18 protein-coding genes are annotated in these 16,857 nt (G+C 45.3%); 15 read left to right on the top strand and 3 right to left on the bottom strand.

Annotated elements, in window-relative coordinates:
- The first annotated feature begins 103 nt into the window (after positions 1–103).
- Both CSH92_RS04635 and CSH92_RS04630 read left to right on the top strand, forming a co-directional pair.
- Positions 104–1,060, top strand: a complete 957-nt coding sequence (locus tag CSH92_RS04635) for a chemotaxis protein CheV (protein ID WP_100656449.1) — start codon at positions 104–106, stop codon at positions 1,058–1,060.
- Between the two features lie 102 nt (positions 1,061–1,162).
- Positions 1,163–2,551 (top strand): alkaline phosphatase, encoded by a 1,389-nt coding sequence (locus CSH92_RS04630; RefSeq protein ID WP_240612746.1) that lies wholly within the window; start codon positions 1,163–1,165, stop codon positions 2,549–2,551.
- A gap of 24 nt (positions 2,552–2,575) precedes the next feature.
- Here CSH92_RS04630 and CSH92_RS04625 read toward each other — a convergent pair whose 3' ends face one another.
- Together CSH92_RS04625 and CSH92_RS04620 are read right to left on the bottom strand one after the other, a co-directional pair.
- Positions 2,576–3,298 (bottom strand): VC0807 family protein, encoded by a 723-nt coding sequence (locus CSH92_RS04625; protein ID WP_100656448.1) that lies wholly within the window; start codon positions 3,296–3,298, stop codon positions 2,576–2,578.
- Between the two features lie 47 nt (positions 3,299–3,345).
- Complete coding sequence (locus CSH92_RS04620) at positions 3,346–3,888, bottom strand: rhomboid family intramembrane serine protease (protein WP_100656447.1); 543 nt, start codon at positions 3,886–3,888, stop codon at positions 3,346–3,348.
- A 144-nt stretch (positions 3,889–4,032) separates the two neighbouring features.
- On the opposite strand from CSH92_RS04620, the gene CSH92_RS04615 reads away from it, so the two are divergent.
- The 8 genes from CSH92_RS04615 to CSH92_RS04580 all read left to right on the top strand — a co-directional run bounded on the left by CSH92_RS04615 (position 4,033) and on the right by CSH92_RS04580 (position 10,992).
- A complete protein-coding gene (locus tag CSH92_RS04615; protein ID WP_100656446.1) occupies positions 4,033–5,370 on the top strand; it encodes a sigma-54-dependent transcriptional regulator in 1,338 nt (445 codons plus the stop codon).
- A gap of 24 nt (positions 5,371–5,394) precedes the next feature.
- On the top strand, positions 5,395–5,625 hold the full coding sequence (locus tag CSH92_RS04610) for a hypothetical protein (protein WP_100656445.1): 231 nt from the start codon (positions 5,395–5,397) through the stop codon (positions 5,623–5,625).
- A complete protein-coding gene (locus tag CSH92_RS04605) occupies positions 5,618–7,132 on the top strand; it encodes a sensor histidine kinase (RefSeq protein ID WP_100656444.1) in 1,515 nt (504 codons plus the stop codon). The genes CSH92_RS04610 and CSH92_RS04605 overlap by 8 nt, the downstream gene beginning before the upstream one ends.
- A 19-nt stretch (positions 7,133–7,151) precedes the next feature.
- A complete protein-coding gene (locus CSH92_RS04600; RefSeq protein ID WP_100656720.1) occupies positions 7,152–7,562 on the top strand; it encodes a response regulator in 411 nt (136 codons plus the stop codon).
- 9 nt (positions 7,563–7,571) lie between these two features.
- Positions 7,572–9,512: a response regulator gene (locus CSH92_RS04595; protein WP_100656443.1), complete on the top strand. Its 1,941-nt coding sequence runs from the start codon at positions 7,572–7,574 to the stop codon at positions 9,510–9,512.
- Between the two features lie 173 nt (positions 9,513–9,685).
- Positions 9,686–9,862 carry a DUF1328 domain-containing protein gene (locus CSH92_RS04590; RefSeq protein ID WP_100656442.1) on the top strand — a complete coding sequence of 59 codons (177 nt, stop codon included), beginning with the start codon at positions 9,686–9,688 and terminating at the stop codon, positions 9,860–9,862.
- Positions 9,863–9,920: 58 nt separating this feature from the next.
- Entirely contained in the window at positions 9,921–10,112 is a 192-nt protein-coding gene (locus CSH92_RS04585; RefSeq protein WP_100656441.1) for a hypothetical protein, read from the top strand.
- A gap of 361 nt (positions 10,113–10,473) precedes the next feature.
- Positions 10,474–10,992 (top strand): hypothetical protein, encoded by a 519-nt coding sequence (locus tag CSH92_RS04580; protein ID WP_100656440.1) that lies wholly within the window; start codon positions 10,474–10,476, stop codon positions 10,990–10,992.
- Here the strand turns inward: CSH92_RS04580 and CSH92_RS04575 are convergent.
- Positions 10,981–11,505: a DUF2878 domain-containing protein gene (locus CSH92_RS04575; RefSeq protein ID WP_164084652.1), complete on the bottom strand. Its 525-nt coding sequence runs from the start codon at positions 11,503–11,505 to the stop codon at positions 10,981–10,983. The genes CSH92_RS04580 and CSH92_RS04575 overlap by 12 nt on opposite strands.
- Before the next feature lie 111 nt (positions 11,506–11,616).
- Between CSH92_RS04575 and CSH92_RS04570 the strand changes: the two genes are divergently transcribed.
- From CSH92_RS04570 to CSH92_RS04550, 5 genes are all read left to right on the top strand, one after another.
- Positions 11,617–13,266: a diacylglycerol kinase family protein gene (locus CSH92_RS04570; RefSeq protein WP_100656438.1), complete on the top strand. Its 1,650-nt coding sequence runs from the start codon at positions 11,617–11,619 to the stop codon at positions 13,264–13,266.
- A 2-nt stretch (positions 13,267–13,268) separates the two neighbouring features.
- On the top strand, positions 13,269–14,618 hold the full coding sequence (gene gdhA / locus CSH92_RS04565; RefSeq protein WP_100656437.1) for an NADP-specific glutamate dehydrogenase: 1,350 nt from the start codon (positions 13,269–13,271) through the stop codon (positions 14,616–14,618).
- A gap of 156 nt (positions 14,619–14,774) precedes the next feature.
- Positions 14,775–15,212, top strand: coding sequence for a hemerythrin domain-containing protein (locus tag CSH92_RS04560; RefSeq protein ID WP_100656436.1), 438 nt, complete (start codon positions 14,775–14,777; stop codon positions 15,210–15,212).
- 4 nt (positions 15,213–15,216) lie between these two features.
- The gene (locus tag CSH92_RS04555; protein ID WP_100656435.1) at positions 15,217–15,435 is read left to right on the top strand and encodes an HVA1 family protein; all 219 of its coding nucleotides are present in this window, start codon (positions 15,217–15,219) and stop codon (positions 15,433–15,435) included.
- An 87-nt stretch (positions 15,436–15,522) separates the two neighbouring features.
- Positions 15,523–16,854 carry a DUF2254 domain-containing protein gene (locus CSH92_RS04550; RefSeq protein WP_100656434.1) on the top strand — a complete coding sequence of 444 codons (1,332 nt, stop codon included), beginning with the start codon at positions 15,523–15,525 and terminating at the stop codon, positions 16,852–16,854.
- The last annotated feature ends 3 nt before the right edge of the window (positions 16,855–16,857 follow it).

Here is a 16,857-nt window from a genome sequence, read left to right as displayed (position 1 = left end):
ACCCCAATGAAAACTGATGATTAGCGTGGCCAAGCGGATAAAATTGTCAGATGTTATCTCAGGGTCTATTCTTTCTAAGATGCACGCATTATAAAGAGTATTTATGTCAGGCATTTTAGCGTCTGTTGATCAGCGCACAAAACTTGTTGGGGAAAACCGACTTGAACTACTGATGTTTAAGTTGGGAACTCGCCATGTGTTTGCGATCAATGTATTTAAAGTGAAAGAAGTGATCACTGTGCCAAAGCTGAACCAAATGCCTGGTTCGCACGCGAACTTAAAAGGAGTAACGAATTACCGCGGTGCAGCAATCCCCATCATCGACCTTCGCCAAGCAATCAAAATGGCACCACTGAAAGGGGAGGCCGCAGCTCAGCAGCATTCGAATGTGATCATTACCGAGTATAACCGCAGTGTGCAGGGCTTCCTGATTGGCGATGTCCTGAATATAGTGAATACCTCTTGGAGTGATATTCAACCACCACCGAACACTATAGGTAAGGCAAATTACCTGACCGCAATTACTCAGATTGAAGTTAATGACAAGCTTGAGCTGGTTGAGATCATTGATGTCGAAAAAGTGCTGGCAGAAATCATTGACTACGATATCGAGATTTCAGAGGAAGTACTCGATCACAATGTCATTGAGCACTTGAAGGGCCAAACCGTGCTCATTGTTGATGATTCAGCCACGGCGCGGAAGCAGATACGTGAGACCTTAGCGCAACTGGGTATCAAAATCATCGAAGAGAATGACGGTCTTAAGGCATTGAAACGGTTACGCGCGTGGGCTGACCAAGGTGAAAAAGTGACGGATAAAATATTAATGATGTTTACTGACGCCGAAATGCCTGAAATGGACGGCTATCGTCTAACTGCTGAAGTGCGCGAGGACCCGCGGATGAGTGATTTGTTTATTGCGCTGAATACGTCACTGAGTGGTAGTTTCAACGAAGCGATGGTGCAAAAGGTCGGTTGTAATCGCTTTATCTCAAAATTCCAGCCCGATTTATTGGTTGACGTGGTACAGCAGCGCATGCGGGAATTTCTCGAGAATTAACGTTCCACTTTGCTAGCGGCTGTTTTACAATTGCTGCGTTTTTATCCAAGAGTTACGATTATGCGTCTACTTCAGTCTCTAGGGATGGCGTCTGTATTATTAATGGTCAGTGCATGTACAGCCGCGCTGCAGCCTACTTCAGAGCAGTCAAACACTGCGCCTAAGAATATTATTATGGTGGTTGCTGATGGCATGGGTCCCGCATACGTGACGGCCTATCGAAATTATCGCGATGACCCGGCAACACCACGTGTCGAAAATGTCGTTTTTGATCAAATTTTAACTGGTACTGCCAGCACTTATCCGGCTCAAGTGTCTGGCTACGTAACTGATTCCGCTGCCAGCGCAACGGCGTTAGCCAGCGGCGTTAAATCCTACAACGGCGCGATTGGTGTTGACGTCAATAAGCAACCGGTCAAAACAGTTTTGCACGCAGCTAAACTGCAAGGTATGAAAACTGGCGTCGCAGTGACTTCTCAAGTCGTTCATGCGACACCAGCAGCCTATGTTGCCGCGAATGAAAGTCGCAGGAATTATAATCAAATCGCAGATAGCTATTTTGATGACCGCATTAATGGTGATTTTGCACTGGATGTTATTCTCGGCGGCGGGCAGATTTACTTTGAGCGCGATGAGCGCAACATTACCGCTGAGTTTATCGACGCCGGCTTTCAATATGTTGATACATACAATAAGCTCGCGACACTGACTCAGCCAACTCGCGTGCTTGGCTTATTCGCCCCAGTTGGTTTGCCATGGGCCCTTGATGATACGCGACACAATCGATTGCGTTACCTCACTCAGCATGCAATTAAACATTTACAGAACCCCAATGGTTTCTTTTTGTTAGTAGAAGCCAGTCAAGTCGATTGGGCTGGGCATGCCAACGATATTGCATCTGCTATGGCTGAAATGCATGACCTAGCCGTAACCATGGAATTTTTACGCGAGCACGTTAAGCAGAATCCGGATACATTGGTTGTCTTAACGGCCGATCACAGCACAGGCGGTCTGACTATTGGCGCCAATGGCGATTACCGTTGGAGCCCTGAGTATTTACACAATATGACGGCTTCGATTGAAGCAACAACCAAGGCGATAGCTGAATCAGATGACCGTATCGCAACGGTGGAAGCTGCGTTTGGTTTTACCCTCAACGAAGAGGAAAAAGCCACCCTTAATAATCTCGATTTGAACTTGGACGAGCGCTCTCAACAAGCGGAATTAAAGAAAATCATCGATCAGCGCACTAACACTGGCTGGACGACTTGGGGGCACACAGGGGTTGATGTCGACGTTTTCGCTTTTGGGCAAGGGGCTGAAGCGTTTCGCGGTGCCATGGATAATACCGATATTGCAAAACGCATTTTTGCTTATCTTGCTGCGCATCCCGCCGCAACTACAGTTATTCGCGAAGACAACACTCAGTCCAGCAATCCTGCAAGCTCCGATGGCGACTGCTCGTTCAAAGATAGCTGGCGCTGCGAGTAGTGCTCAAGCCCGCATATTGCGGGCTTATTGATTGAGGAAGTCTTCGATATCTTCGCCGGTTATTTTTTTAATTTGCGCGAACAAATACCATAATGCGGTGATCAATAAGATCATGCTGGGGATGACAATAACCGGGTAACTGAGTGCAGTCATCCGGCCAAGTTCCTCGGTATATTCAGTGGTTCCCGGTGGGCTAACCAAAATGACTTTTGCTAATACGTAATTGAGTACCGCGCTTAAAAAGAATGAACTCGCCACGATGTAACTGCTCACCGCGACCTTTTTCTCAAACTCTTCAGTTTTACCTTTTTCATGTAAGACTTGATTGAGGTGGGGCCAGTTGATGATTTGATCATTGAGTACTAGTATTTTGACTAGTGGTTTGTGCGAATACTGCGTAATTATTACTGCCAGTCCAATGATAGCCGGTATAGCGGCCTCTTTGATGGCAATATACTCTGCTGGTAGCTCTAACAAACTGATCCCACCAGTGAGCAATACACTGACTATCCCTAAAATAGAAAATGCATTGACCTTACCAGACGCCTTCAAATCCCATAAACCGTAACCGATAGGAAAACTGAGGGCAGCGACAATACTCCAGGCTGGGCCTAGCCATTCATCCGAACTGGCATAGCTCATGATCACAACAGGAATAATGATGTTGAAAATCAAGTTACCAAAGAAACCATTATTAGGCTTTTCGGCGGATTGGGATTGTTTATTGGGGATCTTATCTTCAGACATCAACGATTTTCATTCAGTTACTTGTACGCCCAGTATACTGTGGCAATTTATTTTGCCCAGTACCATGCGGCAACTAAGCCAGAAAAAAAGCCGAATAAGTGTGATTCCCAACTGATAAATCCGCGTGTGGGTAGCACGCCAAACACCATTGAACCATAAAGCACTGCGACTACCAGCGATACAATAAGCATTCGTTTTTGTCTACTACGCCAACCAGCCAGTAAAAGATAACCAAAGTACCCATAGATCAAGCCGCTAGCACCAACATGAATAGCACTTCGAGCAAATAGCCATACAGCCAAGCCGGTGAATAAAATAATCCACAGTGAAACCGCAAAAAAACGCATTCTACCTTGTAATAGGATTAACCCAGCGAATACCAATAACGAGACAAAATTTGCCCAAAAGTGTTGCCAGCTGCCATGAATGAAGGGGCTCGTAAGGATCATGGGTAAGGTATTTAACTGGCGCGGGAAAAGTCCAAACTCGATAAGTCCCCGTTGAGTGATCAGGTTGACTAACTCAATAGCAAAAAGTACGAGTGCAAAGGCAACTAATAATTTCGCGGATTGTTTTAATTCATGCTGCATGCAACGCTCTCGATTCAGATTTTTGATTTTTACTGCAATACTCAGTTTTGGGTTCGACAAGAATTTCTGACAAAAGTTGATTAAAAGATCCAAATTACCGATGTATCGTATTGATATTGTTAAGTATCAAATTACAAGGATTTTATGCTCACTGTACTACTCGTTGATGATGATACTGAGTTTACTGACGTCGTTACCACCATCATTGAATTTCTCGGTTTTGAAGTACTGACGGCAAGCAATCTGGCCGACGCAAGACAGTGGTTGCAGCAGGAACGTATCGATCATGTATTGCTCGACTTTATGCTGCCCGATGGGAGTGGCGTTCACTTAATTGATGATATTAGCAATTTAAGTTACTCACCTAAAATTACCTTAATAACCGGTCACCCATCAGTAAAACAAGTGGTGAACGAACTAGCCGGCCCAAACGTGGATTACTTGATTAAGCCGATAAACCGTGAAGAAATTGAACGGGTACTTTCTGGCAAGTCTGTCGTAAAATCTGCGCCGAAACAGCGCTCTAAGGTAACGCGCCATATGGGGGGGCTGATTGGTGAGTCAGATGTAATGCATGAACTGTATCTGATGATTGAACGCGTTAGCCAAACACCGGCGAATGTTATGTTAATGGGCGAGAGTGGTGTTGGTAAAGAGGTTGTCGCAAGGGCGATCCATTTAGCGTCGGGTTGCCAAGGTGAGTATGTTGCGACTAACTGCGGCGCATTGTCAAAGGAGTTACTCGGCAGTGAATTATTTGGGCATGAAAAAGGGGCGTTTACCGGTGCAGTGAATAAGAAAACAGGCGTTTTTGAACAAGCCCAGGATGGCACTTTGTTTTTAGACGAAATCACTGAGATGCCCATTGATATGCAGCCGAGTTTACTGCGAGTACTCGAGAATCAGACTGTTGTGCGCCTTGGCGGAACGAAAGAATTACCGGTTAATTGTCGAGTCATCAGTGCTACCAATCGTGATGTTAATAGTATTGCGAGTAGCAAAGTCATGCGCGAAGATATTTACTTTCGCTTGGCAGTTTTCCCCATATCGATTCCCCCGTTGCGTGAGCGAAAAGAGGATATTCCTTTATTGGCTGAAGCGTTCATAGAGCAAATGAATGCAGAGAACGATACTGAATTTGCCTGGACCGTAGAGCAGTTTGCGTTTTTGCAAGCATATGATTGGCCAGGCAATGTTAGAGAACTGCGTCATTTTATTCACCGAGCAGTGATCATGAGTGATCCTGAATCTAGCAAAATTCAGTTACCGCAACGCATAGAATCACCTTTTGCCCGCAATGTAGAGCAAGATAATCTTGCCGTAGTCGCTGGAAAGACCATTGAAGAAGTGGAAAAACAATTAATTTATGCCACGCTGGAGAAGGTTGATGGAAATAAAACCCTTGCAGCACAGATGCTCGGTATAAGCACGAAAACGCTGTATAACCGACTGCATAGCTATGGTGATATCGAGCCCCAATAAGCCAGCAAAAGGAGTGAGGAAGTAGTGGAAGATACAATCCAAGCACAGCTTGACGCCCTGATCCACGATGCCAGAAAGCCCTTAAACCGGCTCGCAATGCAAGCGGAGTTAATTAAAATGGCCTTAAATGACGAAATCCCTCGTGATAAGGCGTTGGTCGCGCTTGATAACATTATCTCTGGAAGTAAGGACTCCAGCGCTTGTTTGAGCGAGATAAGCCGCTTAATCGCAACTCGGTTATCTAGCAATGGCTAAATTATATGCGCTTTTTCGCACGGTCTATGGTTGGGGCATTATTAGTCTAATGGTTGTTATAGTATTGACGACCAATTCTTTCTTGGTGTTAAACACCATCGATGAACTGACAGAAACTGAGACCAAGATTGCCAACACCGATCGCATTGTCGATGAATTGAACAATTTACATGTGGCTATTTTAACGGTCGAGTCTGGTCAACGCGGTTACCTTTTAACGCAAGACGAGCAATATTTGGCCGATTACCGCAGTTCTCTGGATAACATGTCAGCACAGTTAAATAGTGTCGCTACCTTAAGCTCTGCTGCGCAGCCACAGCAGCAACGAATAGAGGCGTTGTTACGTTTGTCCAGAGAAAAGCTTAATACAACGGTCAATCGTGTGGAGTTAGCAAAACAGGGAGAGTTGAACAAAAGAGATTCGGCAACAGGCGCAGAGATGGTTGCGACCTATAGACAAATCAAAGCTTTATTTAACGAGATAAATAAAGAAGAAATGGCGTTGCAGCAACAGCACCGTCAACAACTTCGCCAAATTACTAAAAGTGCCAAAGTTACATTTGTGATCTCAACGATTACCACATCGATTTTATTGCTTTTAGTGTTTAGCCTTATCTATTGGTCAAATCGAGAGGCGCAACGGTATCAACAACAATTAGAGCAACAGAATAACGAATTGGAAGATAAGGTCGCAACGAGGACAGAAGCGCTGCAACTGTATTCTGACGAAATTGCTCGAAGCAATCGCGAATTGGAAGACTTTGCCTTTGTAGCATCTCATGATTTGCAAGAGCCGCTGCGCAAAATACGCGCGTTTGGTGATCGCTTAGAGAGTGGCTACGCGGAGGCGCTTGATGAGCGCGGCAAAGACTTTCTAGCGCGCATGCTAAGTGCTGCAGCCCGCATGTCACAATTGATCAGTGATTTATTGGAGTTTTCGCGCGTGTCGACCCGCGGTAAACCATTTTCTGACATTGATCTAAATGCGGTTATGGCCCAAGTGACCTCTGACTTAGAGGTCGCGATTGAAGAAAAATCGGCAATCATCAATTTGGGCGAGTTGCCTACGATAGAAGCAGACGGCTCACAGCTCACTCAATTGTTTCTCAATATTGTCTCAAATGCGCTGAAGTTTCAGCCACCGGAACAACAACCAGTTGTCAATGTGTATGCTAGTCAGGTTAAGGAAAGTGAATTGACAGAGCGCGATTTAGATCCCAGCCTGACCTATTTCGATATTTACATTGAAGACAACGGTATTGGTTTTGATCAAGACTACGAAGATAAAATATTTACCCCATTTCAACGCTTGCATTCGCGTTCAAGTTACGCCGGAACGGGAATTGGCTTGGCTGTTTGCCGACGTATCGTCGAGCGTCACAATGGACAGATTCGAGCACTGAGTGAGCCAAATCGCGGGGCTAAATTTATTATCACCCTAGCTGCGCAGAATCAGCCATTTGACAGTGAACGTATTCAAGACGAGGGAGAGTATTTAAGTGAATAAGAAAAGTATTACAATCTTGATGGCCGATGACGACGAAGATGATCGCATGTTGGCCGTCGATGCACTCAAAGAAAGCCGTGTTCTCAATGATTTTTACTGTGTTGAAGATGGCGTTGAGTTACTAGATTTCCTGCGGCATCAAGGTAAGTACACCGACCTTGAAGCTGCGCCACGTCCAGGGCTTATCCTCTTGGACTTAAATATGCCGAGAATGGATGGGCGCGAGGCTTTGCAAGAAATTAAGCAAGATCCTGAGTTACGCAATATTCCAGTGGTGATATTAACAACGTCAAAAGAAGAGGAAGATAAATTACGTGGTTATGATTTAGGGGCTGCGTCTTATATTTCCAAACCTGTCGACTTTGAAGGCTTAGTCGAGGTGATGCGTGGTCTCGGCCGCTATTGGGTCGAAATTGTTGAATTGCCTTAGGAAAAATAATTGGCTGCTATTCGCATTCTGTTAGTTGAAGATGATGAAGATGATTATCTGCTAACGCAAGATTATTTGCGCGACGTTGAGCGCTTGACCTTTGATGTCGTTTGGGCTGACAGCGCAGCATCAATGCGTCATTTTCTGCACGCTGAAGTATTCGATTTATGCCTGTGCGATTATCTGCTTGGGGGAGAGACTGCGCTTGATGTTTTAGCGTATTTTCAACAGCGCAATATTGACTTACCTGTGGTCGTACTATCAGGGCAAACCGATCCTAGCATTGATGAGAATGTGATGTTGGCTGGAGCAACCGATTATCTTGCCAAGCAAGAAATTGGTTCTAATCGATTTTTACGCGCTCTACGCTATGCGTTGGCGCGAAAAGAGGTTGAAAATGCGCGTTTGCAGCGCACCAAGATAGAACTTGAAAATCGGGCAAAAGACCGTTTTCTTGCCCATCTAGGGCACGAACTCCGGACGCCACTTACGTCTATTCTCGGATATACGGATATTCTATTGAGCGAGGAACGAGGGGTTGCGGTCAAAGATGAACTGCAAGTAATTAAAAACAATGGGAAGCACCTGCTGAGTTTACTTAATGATTTGTTGGATATGTCCAAGATTATCGCCAATAAGTTTGAGTTAAATCCGAGTAAGATCAATTTTAATGGCTTTCTCACAGATCTTTATTCCCTCATGCGGATCGCCGCGCATGATAAAGGCTTACAACTAATCTTCGAATCGAGCAGCAAGATTCCGCAGGAGATCGAGATTGATGAGGTAAGATTGCGGCAGGTACTGATAAACCTCATCAGTAACGCAATCAAATATACCGATAAAGGAAGCATTCGTCTGTCGATAGAATTTCGTGATTGCAATAAACGAGAGGCGGATGCGCAACTGGCTTTTAGCGTCATCGACACCGGCGTGGGTATGGTTCAATCAGAACTGGCAAATATATTTAAGCCTTTTGAACAGATTGATGACGTGATCAGGGCTGAGCGCGGAGGCGCAGGATTGGGTCTGGCTATTTGTCAGGAAATAGTTCACCGATTTGGTGGAGATATTGTAGTGCACTCTGAGGTTGAGCAGGGGAGTACCTTTACGTTCATGGTTCCTATTCATTTACCTGATGGAACCAGCGTAACTGATTTCGCTTTAAAAAGCAGCGAACAAACCCTGACCCAAGCCAATTATCAAAACATCGAGGGGCACATCTTGGTCGTAGATGATATGCCTGAAATTCGCAGACTAACGGGTCATTTACTGCAAAAAATGGGGGCCAAAGTCAGTTTTGCTGAGAATGGGGTTGCAGCTTTGCACGCACTGCAAAATACGCAAGAGGCTGATCCTATAGATGCTGTAATGATGGACATTCACATGCCTGTGATGGATGGCATTGAGGCAACTCGAGAGATCCGTGCAGCACACGATAGGCGTCCAGTTATCGCGTTAACAGCAGCGAATCACAAAAGTCTCGCTGATGAGCTATTAGCACAGGGATTTAGTGCAGTAGTATCTAAACCCATCGACGCAAACGCAATGGCTCAGACGCTTGTTGAATTTCTGCCAAGTCTACCGACGACTTACTCATCTGCACTGCACATTTTGCTGTTGGAGGATGATGAAGATGCTGCCGCCTTAATGTCTATCTTGTTGCATTCTATGGGAGCGCAGGTTGATGTTGCTGCTAGCATCAGCGAAGCGCACCAAAAACTGCGGCAAAATCAGACCTATAACGCGTGTTTGATTGATCGTCAACTACCCGATGGCGATGGTTTAGCGTTTGCGACTGAGTTGTCAAAACAACGTGAGTCGATACTTACCGTACTCATCAGTGGGTATGAAATCTCAGCTGAAGAAAAGTCAACGGCTGGTCTGCATGCTGCTTTGTTAAAGCCGGTAAGCAAATTAGATTTAGCGGCTTTATTGGAATCTTTTGGTTAACCTAAAGCCCAGACCAACGTTTTGTAATAAGTTCACACCCGTGCGTAAGTTTTATTTGACGCAGCGCTTACGCTTCCTTTGAATTAAAATAAATCCCTAATTAACAACAACTTAAATTTTGGCATATTACAAGCACGATTAATTGTCATTCTAAATCGCAAAGGGAGAACATCATGTTAGGTTGGGCAATTGCTTTTTTTGTCATTGCAATCATTGCAGCCATTTTTGGTTTTGGTGGGATCGCAGGTGCAGCGACAGGCATCGCACAGTTCCTGTTTTATTTATTTATCTTTTTGCTAGTGCTTTCGCTTTTCGTTCGCGCTATCAAGGGGAAACCGCCCACAGCGTAGCTGAGTCGTCATTTAATCCATTAACATTTTTAATTAACAGAGTTGAAAGGAACATTACATGAAAACTAAAACACTATTTAAGATCGCTACCGTTGCTACATTCACATTTTTTTTAAGCGCCTGTGGAGACGATACGGCTGAAGAAACGGGTGAGAAAATTGATGAAGTGATCACTGACGCAGGGAATGCTGTGGAAGATGCTTGTGAAAATGTTAAAGAAGGCGTGAAGGCAGAAGACACGGACTGCTAACATAAACATGCGTGCCCAAGCACATCAACCCATGACCAGACCCCATTATTGGAATAGCCAATGTGGGGTTTTCTTTTTGCAAGTAGTACAAGCCTATAGTTTATTGTTCAAACAACACAGGGTTTAGGTTTACTGAGCACCTGTTATTCGGGTAATACGCATTGATTGGTGTCAGTAAAAAACTCAGAGTAGCCTGTAATTTCTGCAATAGCGATCCGCTAAGGAAGATTTAGTTAGTGACCCACCATTTCATAAGCTCAATAAAATCAATAGTTTGTTACTTATTCTAGGGGTAGGGCCCAGAGCTAAAGTCGGTATGCCTCTTGCAGTTTTGAAAGTGAGCAAATAAGAGGTATTCATTATGTCTACAATCAATATGCATTCTGTGGACCCGCGCGTCGGTGCCATATTTTCGGAACGAAGCCAGGCGAAATCAGCGGCTCGCCAAGTGACTAACAACACCGCCTTGGACGGCGAGCAGGTTCACGTTGTCGCGCCTAATGATCAACAATTTAGTCGTAAGGTAGAAGGTAAGAGTAAACCAATTGGTCAGAATATGCTGGCGCAACATCTAATGTGGGGCTCGGCTGGTCTACTGATGGGAATGTTGGTAGCACTGCTATTAATCGCCTATGGCCCTGCCTTTACTCAGCAAAACCCGCTCTTTACTTTTATCGCCTTAATCAGTCCAGGCCTGTTTATTGGACTTTTCGTATCTGCATTATTTTCTTTGCGCCCCAATCACGATGTTATGAATGAACAATTGCGTGCCGCAGCCAGTAAAAAGCAATGGTCAGTGGTGGTTCACCTGACTGATAAAGTGGACCGCGCACACGTCGTATCGGTGATCAAAGATAGCGGACCCCGCTCAATCATTTAGTACTGGAAGATGTCGGTCAAACCATTGCAGAATCAGAGCGACAACGCCCCATGCAGCAGCGAGTATTGCATAACTTTGAAGCGTAGGGAGCGGCAACGATACTGCTCCCAGCCGCTCTCCAGCTATATAGCTCAACGGAGCAATGGCAGCACAAAACAGTGGAAACAGGTGCAGATGTTTAAAAAGGTAATTTAAGCTGTGCTTGAGGGTAGCTCCAAAACCTGCCCACAGTATTACCAACCACAGAGGGATAATGCCTAACATGAGGTTATCTTTAGCAAAATTGAATACTCCCCAATACGTCAAAAGTGAATCACAGATCGACCCGACGAGCAGGGTAGTGCCAATCATGAGTAGTTCCTGTTTACGGTTTGTACTCAAACTGATGTGTGTAATCAGTATTCCGAGGGGTATCAAAATAAGCGAGTCTTGTCCGAGTACGCACAAAAACCAGAGGGCTTGGAAGCCGATGGCATTGATTAATAATTTTCCCGTGTGGCGATTTATCTGCACGTTTATAACTTTATTCTCGTATATCTATGGAGTCATTCGTTACGTTAAGAGTTCGCCGATGGATTGCTCAGTCACCAATTTTAGCGAGCATAACCGGAGTCAAGGCACAATATGAAAATGATCAAATACTATGCGCTGCTCAGTGCGGTCTTTTTATGGGCAGCGTACCGAGTGGACAACCTTTACGTTGCCGTGCCTTTATTGTGGTGCGGTGTATCGCTAAGTGTCGTTACGTTCGCCTATATTTTCGCCATCCCCAGTATTTTCAGAAAGCGCGAAAATGGGCAAATTCCGTTAGTTACAAGATGGCTTTTTTATCCCTTTTTATTGGGTGCAAATTTATACAACAGTGTCGCAAGAAAGCGCGACAAAGTACCGGCGTTGCAGCAGATCACCGATAACGTCTATCTTGCCTGTCGCTTGTTTCCTTCTGATATTGGTACCTTAAAAAATGAGGGAATTACTGCCATTCTAGATGTAACTGCCGAATTTGATGGTTTGGACTGGAGCTCTGAGAACGCGAAGCTAAGGTACTTAAACATTCCGGTTTTAGACCACCTCGCACCTAACGATGATCAATTATTACAGGCGATCAACTGGATCAATACTGAAGTCAAAACCAAAGGGAAGGTTGTTGTGCACTGCGCCTTGGGACGAGGGCGCTCCGTATTTGTTACGGCGGCCTATATGCTAAGCCAAGATCCTGCTTTGACATTGGAAGACGCGATGCAGCAGATCCAGTCAACCCGCAGTACGGCGCGACTAAATAAAAATCAAAAAAAGGCATTGGAAAAAGTCCGGCGCGCTGGTCGGCTGAAGCTGACTCAGCAGGCTGCAATTATCGCTAACCCAGTCTCCGGCGGTGGTAAGTGGCCAGAAGCACAGGACGAAATAAAGGATCGATTGTCAGAGCAGTATGAATTAACGGTCTATGAAACGCGTGAAGATTGCTCGGCGAAACAATTAGCTGAGACGGCGCTAGCTAAAAATTTTGACCTGATTATTGCTTGTGGTGGCGACGGTACGCTAGCCGAGGTGGCAGATGTGCTGGCGGGAAGCAAACAAACGATGGGCATAATTCCGCTTGGTACGGCAAACGCACTGAGTATGGTGCTGCTGGGTTCGTCGAGTAAGGTGGCACCGGTGGCTCGCGCGTGTGAGGCTATTTTGGATGGTAAAACCCAGCGTATTGATACTGGAAAATGTAATCAGCGTCGCTTTTTATTAGTGTGCGGTATCGGTGTCGAAGCGAGCATGATCAAGCAAGCCGATCGAGCAGAAAAAGACGAAAAAGGGCAAGGCGCATATTTACAATATTTCGCAAGTGCGATGCTAGACGCAACTCCCATCGCACTCTCGATAGCGCTGGACGATGGTGCGCCACGAAAGATCCTCTCCAAAAGCCTTATCATTGCCAACGCAGCGCCACCGTCAACAGTTTTAGCACAGGGCGGCGGTAACCCGAATGTGGTTGATGGGGTACTTGATGTGAACTGGTTTAAACATCCGTCAACGCTGACCGCAGATTTAGATTCCCTAATGAAACTAACGGTGAGTGGCTTACTCGATGGGCAATTTAGTGATGCAATTGAATTTCATCAAAGTAAAAAAGTTTTGATTGAGGCTGAACAACCGATTGATTACGTGCTTGATGGCGAGGTTTATCAGGATAACCGTTTAGTAATAGAGTGTGAACCACACTCACTCAGCATAATCTGCGACTCAACGCGCGCCGCATCTACATCAAAAAATAAGGAATAAACATGGCACAGCAGTCTTACTTTGATGCATTTATCGAGCATACTGAGCAACATAACCCACATCAACCAGAGTTTATCCAAGCAGTCACGGATATAGCGACTGATGTTGTGCCAATTGTTAACGCTCACGAGGAATACAAGGCGCATCGCGTATTATATCAACTTGCGGTGCCTGACCGGCTTATCGCGTTTAAAGTCATTTGGGAGGATGACAATGGTAACGTACAAATAAATCGTGGCTGGCGCGTGCAACAATCCAATGTATTGGGCCCCTATAAAGGTGGACTTCGCTTTCACCCTTCAGTGAATGAGTCAATTTTGAAATTTTTGGCGTTTGAGCAGTGTTTTAAGAATGCTCTGACAGGTTTATCGCTTGGTGGCGCCAAGGGGGGGAGTGATTTTAATCCTAAGGGGCGAAGTGATGCGGAAATTATGCGTTTTTGTAAAGCTTTCATGAGCGAACTTTATCGCCACGTTGGGCCCCAAACTGACGTCCCCGCTGGTGATATTAACGTGGGGCAACGTGAGATCGGGTACTTGTTTGGCCAATATCGACGCCTATCTAATGAATTTGTTGGCACTATCACAGGCAAAGATTTGGCCTTTGGTGGCAGCCATGTTCGTCTGGAGGCGACCGGATATGGTGTGGTGTTTTTTCTCGAGTGCATGTTGGCAGAACAAGATCAGAAGCTCGCGAATATGAAGGTGAATGTGTCTGGGGCGGGCAACGTCGCATTGTTTGCTGCGCAAAAAGCCATAGCCAGTGGGGCGTGCGTTAGGACCTTATCGAACAGTAAGGGGACGTTATTTGTGGCACAAGGCTTGAATGCTAGCAATATTCAGACACTGCTAGATAACAGCGCAGGTGAAAACCCACTTGAGCAAATAGCTAGTTCGGGGGTAGGTAAGTGGATAGAAAAGCAGAAGCCATGGCAATTTGAATGCGATGTGGCGTTGCCCTGTGCTACTCAAAATGAAGTCAACAAGCAAGACATCGAGCAACTCATTGACAATGGACTCAGGTATTTGGTTGAAGGGGCAAATATGCCATTAACTGCAGATGCTGAGGAGCTTGTACGCAGCTCACAGGTTTTGTACGCGCCAGGTAAAGCCTCTAATGCTGGTGGCGTTGCTATGTCGGGGTTTGAAATGGGGCAAAATGCGCAGTTTCATCAATTACCTTTTAGCCAATTGGAGGGCAAGCTCAAAGAGGTGATGATGCATATTCATAAGCAGTGCATGAGTGATGGCATGCCTTCAAGCCTAAACGACAAGACAATCGATTATGTGCGCGGTGCAAATGTGGCTGGATTTCGTCGTCTCGCCGATGCAATTGTTGCACAGGGCTACTGAGCAAAATACTCTGTAAAGCCTGTAAAAACTACATGTTGTGTTTGATTCGTGATTTTTAGAGTGGAAATAATCACATAAAAATCAATGGTATACGTTTGTTTTTTGGCTGGCACGAATATGGCTTAGTAAGAAGTATCTTTGAACTAGGAGGTACTTATGCAAATTTTTGAAGCTATTCGCCAGGATCATGAACGTCAGCGCTTATTGATGAAAATCTTAGTCCAAACTAGCGGCGCAACGGAAGCACGTAAAGACTACTTTGACGTGTTAAAAAAAGAATTGAAGCAACATGAGATGGCTGAAGAGCGGTATTTCTATAAGCCCTTGATGGATGACGACAAAACGATCGAAGAATCACGACACGGCATCGCCGAACATCATGAAATCGACGAATTAATCGAAGCACTTGATGACACTGATATGAGTAGCCCAGTGTGGTTGAAAACATTTAAGCAGCTAAAAGATAAAGTCGAGCACCATTTGAACGAAGAAGAACAAGAGTTTTTCCAAAAAGCGGGTCGTGTTCTAGACGAATCAGAGAAAGAAGCGCTTGCTGAAGAGTATCGTGCAGAGATGGAGCCAATAAGGGCTTAAACCGATGTGCCATTATGCAATTAATACTAAAGTGAAATGGCCTTGGGGAAACGGTTGCGGCGAAGGATATATTCGCCGCAAGTATACCGAGCGGGTCACTAAAAAGCTCAACGGTACCGAGGTTACGCGGGATGCAGACAAGAATTATCCGGCCTATCTTATCGAACATACCGATGGTTCGATGGTGTTGAAAACAGCGTCTGAGATATGCAAAGCAAACTAGGGATTCGCTTTAAATCCCAAAAATCCAAGTCATCAGGAGTCGCAAACGAATAGCGACTAACCTGATTGGCTAGACACGGAGGAATATATGCTAAGTTATTGGCGGCCAAAATTGGCGAAAGGGTTTGATGCTGTTTCCACCAGTTTTTGGTTTATCCCTCTAATTTGTCTGTCACTCGCATTCGTTTTACTCGCACTGACTCACTGGCTAGATAGGCTTTTGCCAACCCAAGCTGATGGTCTATTAAGCGTTTTGTATGAGATTGAGCCGGAAGGTGCCCGTACCGTCTTAGCCACTATCGCCAGTGCGATTATTACTGTTACTAGTATTGCCTTTTCAATGATTGTCGTAACACTAACATTGGCTTCATCACAATTTGGGCCACGTCTACTGCGCACGTTCATGCAGAACCAGAAAACTAAACTCTCGTTAGGCATCTTTCTGGCGACGTTTGCCTACTGCTTAGCACTCATTCGTTTTGTGAATTCGGGAGACCAGACCCCTTTTGTTCCGGGCCTCGGCATCGGTGTAGCATTAATGTTAGCAATTATCTCAGTATTTACCCTGGTATTTTTAATCCACCATGTTGCCACATCAATTCAGGCTGATAACGTTATTGAGCAATGCTGGCACAACTTGGCGTGTGATCTACATAATATGTTTCCGTATCTTAGCCAGCCAACAGTGCAAGTTTCTCATGATGTTGATTGGGCTGCATGCTCTCATTGTCAAGAATTAAGGGCCGAACGTGATGGTTATATCCAGATCATTCAAATCGAAGCGTTAGTTTCTACATTGCGGCAAGCTGATGCTGGCCTTGAATTGAATGTTAAGCCTGGTGCATACGTGGTCAAAGGAGAGCTGATTGGCGCAGTCCGCAGTGAAGTGCGCTGTGACATTGCGCATCAGTTACATCGCAATATTTTGATCGGTCGCACCCGAACCCCGTTGCAAGATCCTGAATTTGCGATTATGCAAATGGTCGAGCTAGCTCTGCGCGCGCTCTCGCCAGGTATCAATGATCCACAGACGGCAATCACCTGTTTACACCGTTTAGGCAGTGCAATGAGCTTGTTAAGTCACTGTGAATTTCCCCACACTAATGTGAAAGATACCGATGATGTGGTACGCGTGCAGCGCAAAGTGATTGATTTCGAGGGTATTGTACGTAGCGCCTGTGACCAAATCCGACAAGCGTGTGTCGATCACCCCTGCGTGATTATTGCAATGCTCGAAGTCCTGACCACCGTAGCTCGTCAATGCAGTAATCAGCAGCAAAAGGCGATTGTGTTCCAACAAGGCGAGCATTTGTTTCAGCACGTTCAAACGAAGTCTATGCATGTTGCGGATACAAACGATATAGCACAGCGCTATGAGGCACTGTGTAACGCTGCCCAATTGCTAGCTGCCCAGGAGTAATAA

The sequence above is a fragment of the Neoalteromonas flava genome, from assembly GCF_002807685.1.
GTDB lineage: Bacteria > Pseudomonadota > Gammaproteobacteria > Enterobacterales > Alteromonadaceae > Alteromonas_E > Alteromonas_E flava.
This window is presented reverse-complemented; position numbering and strand designations above follow the sequence as displayed.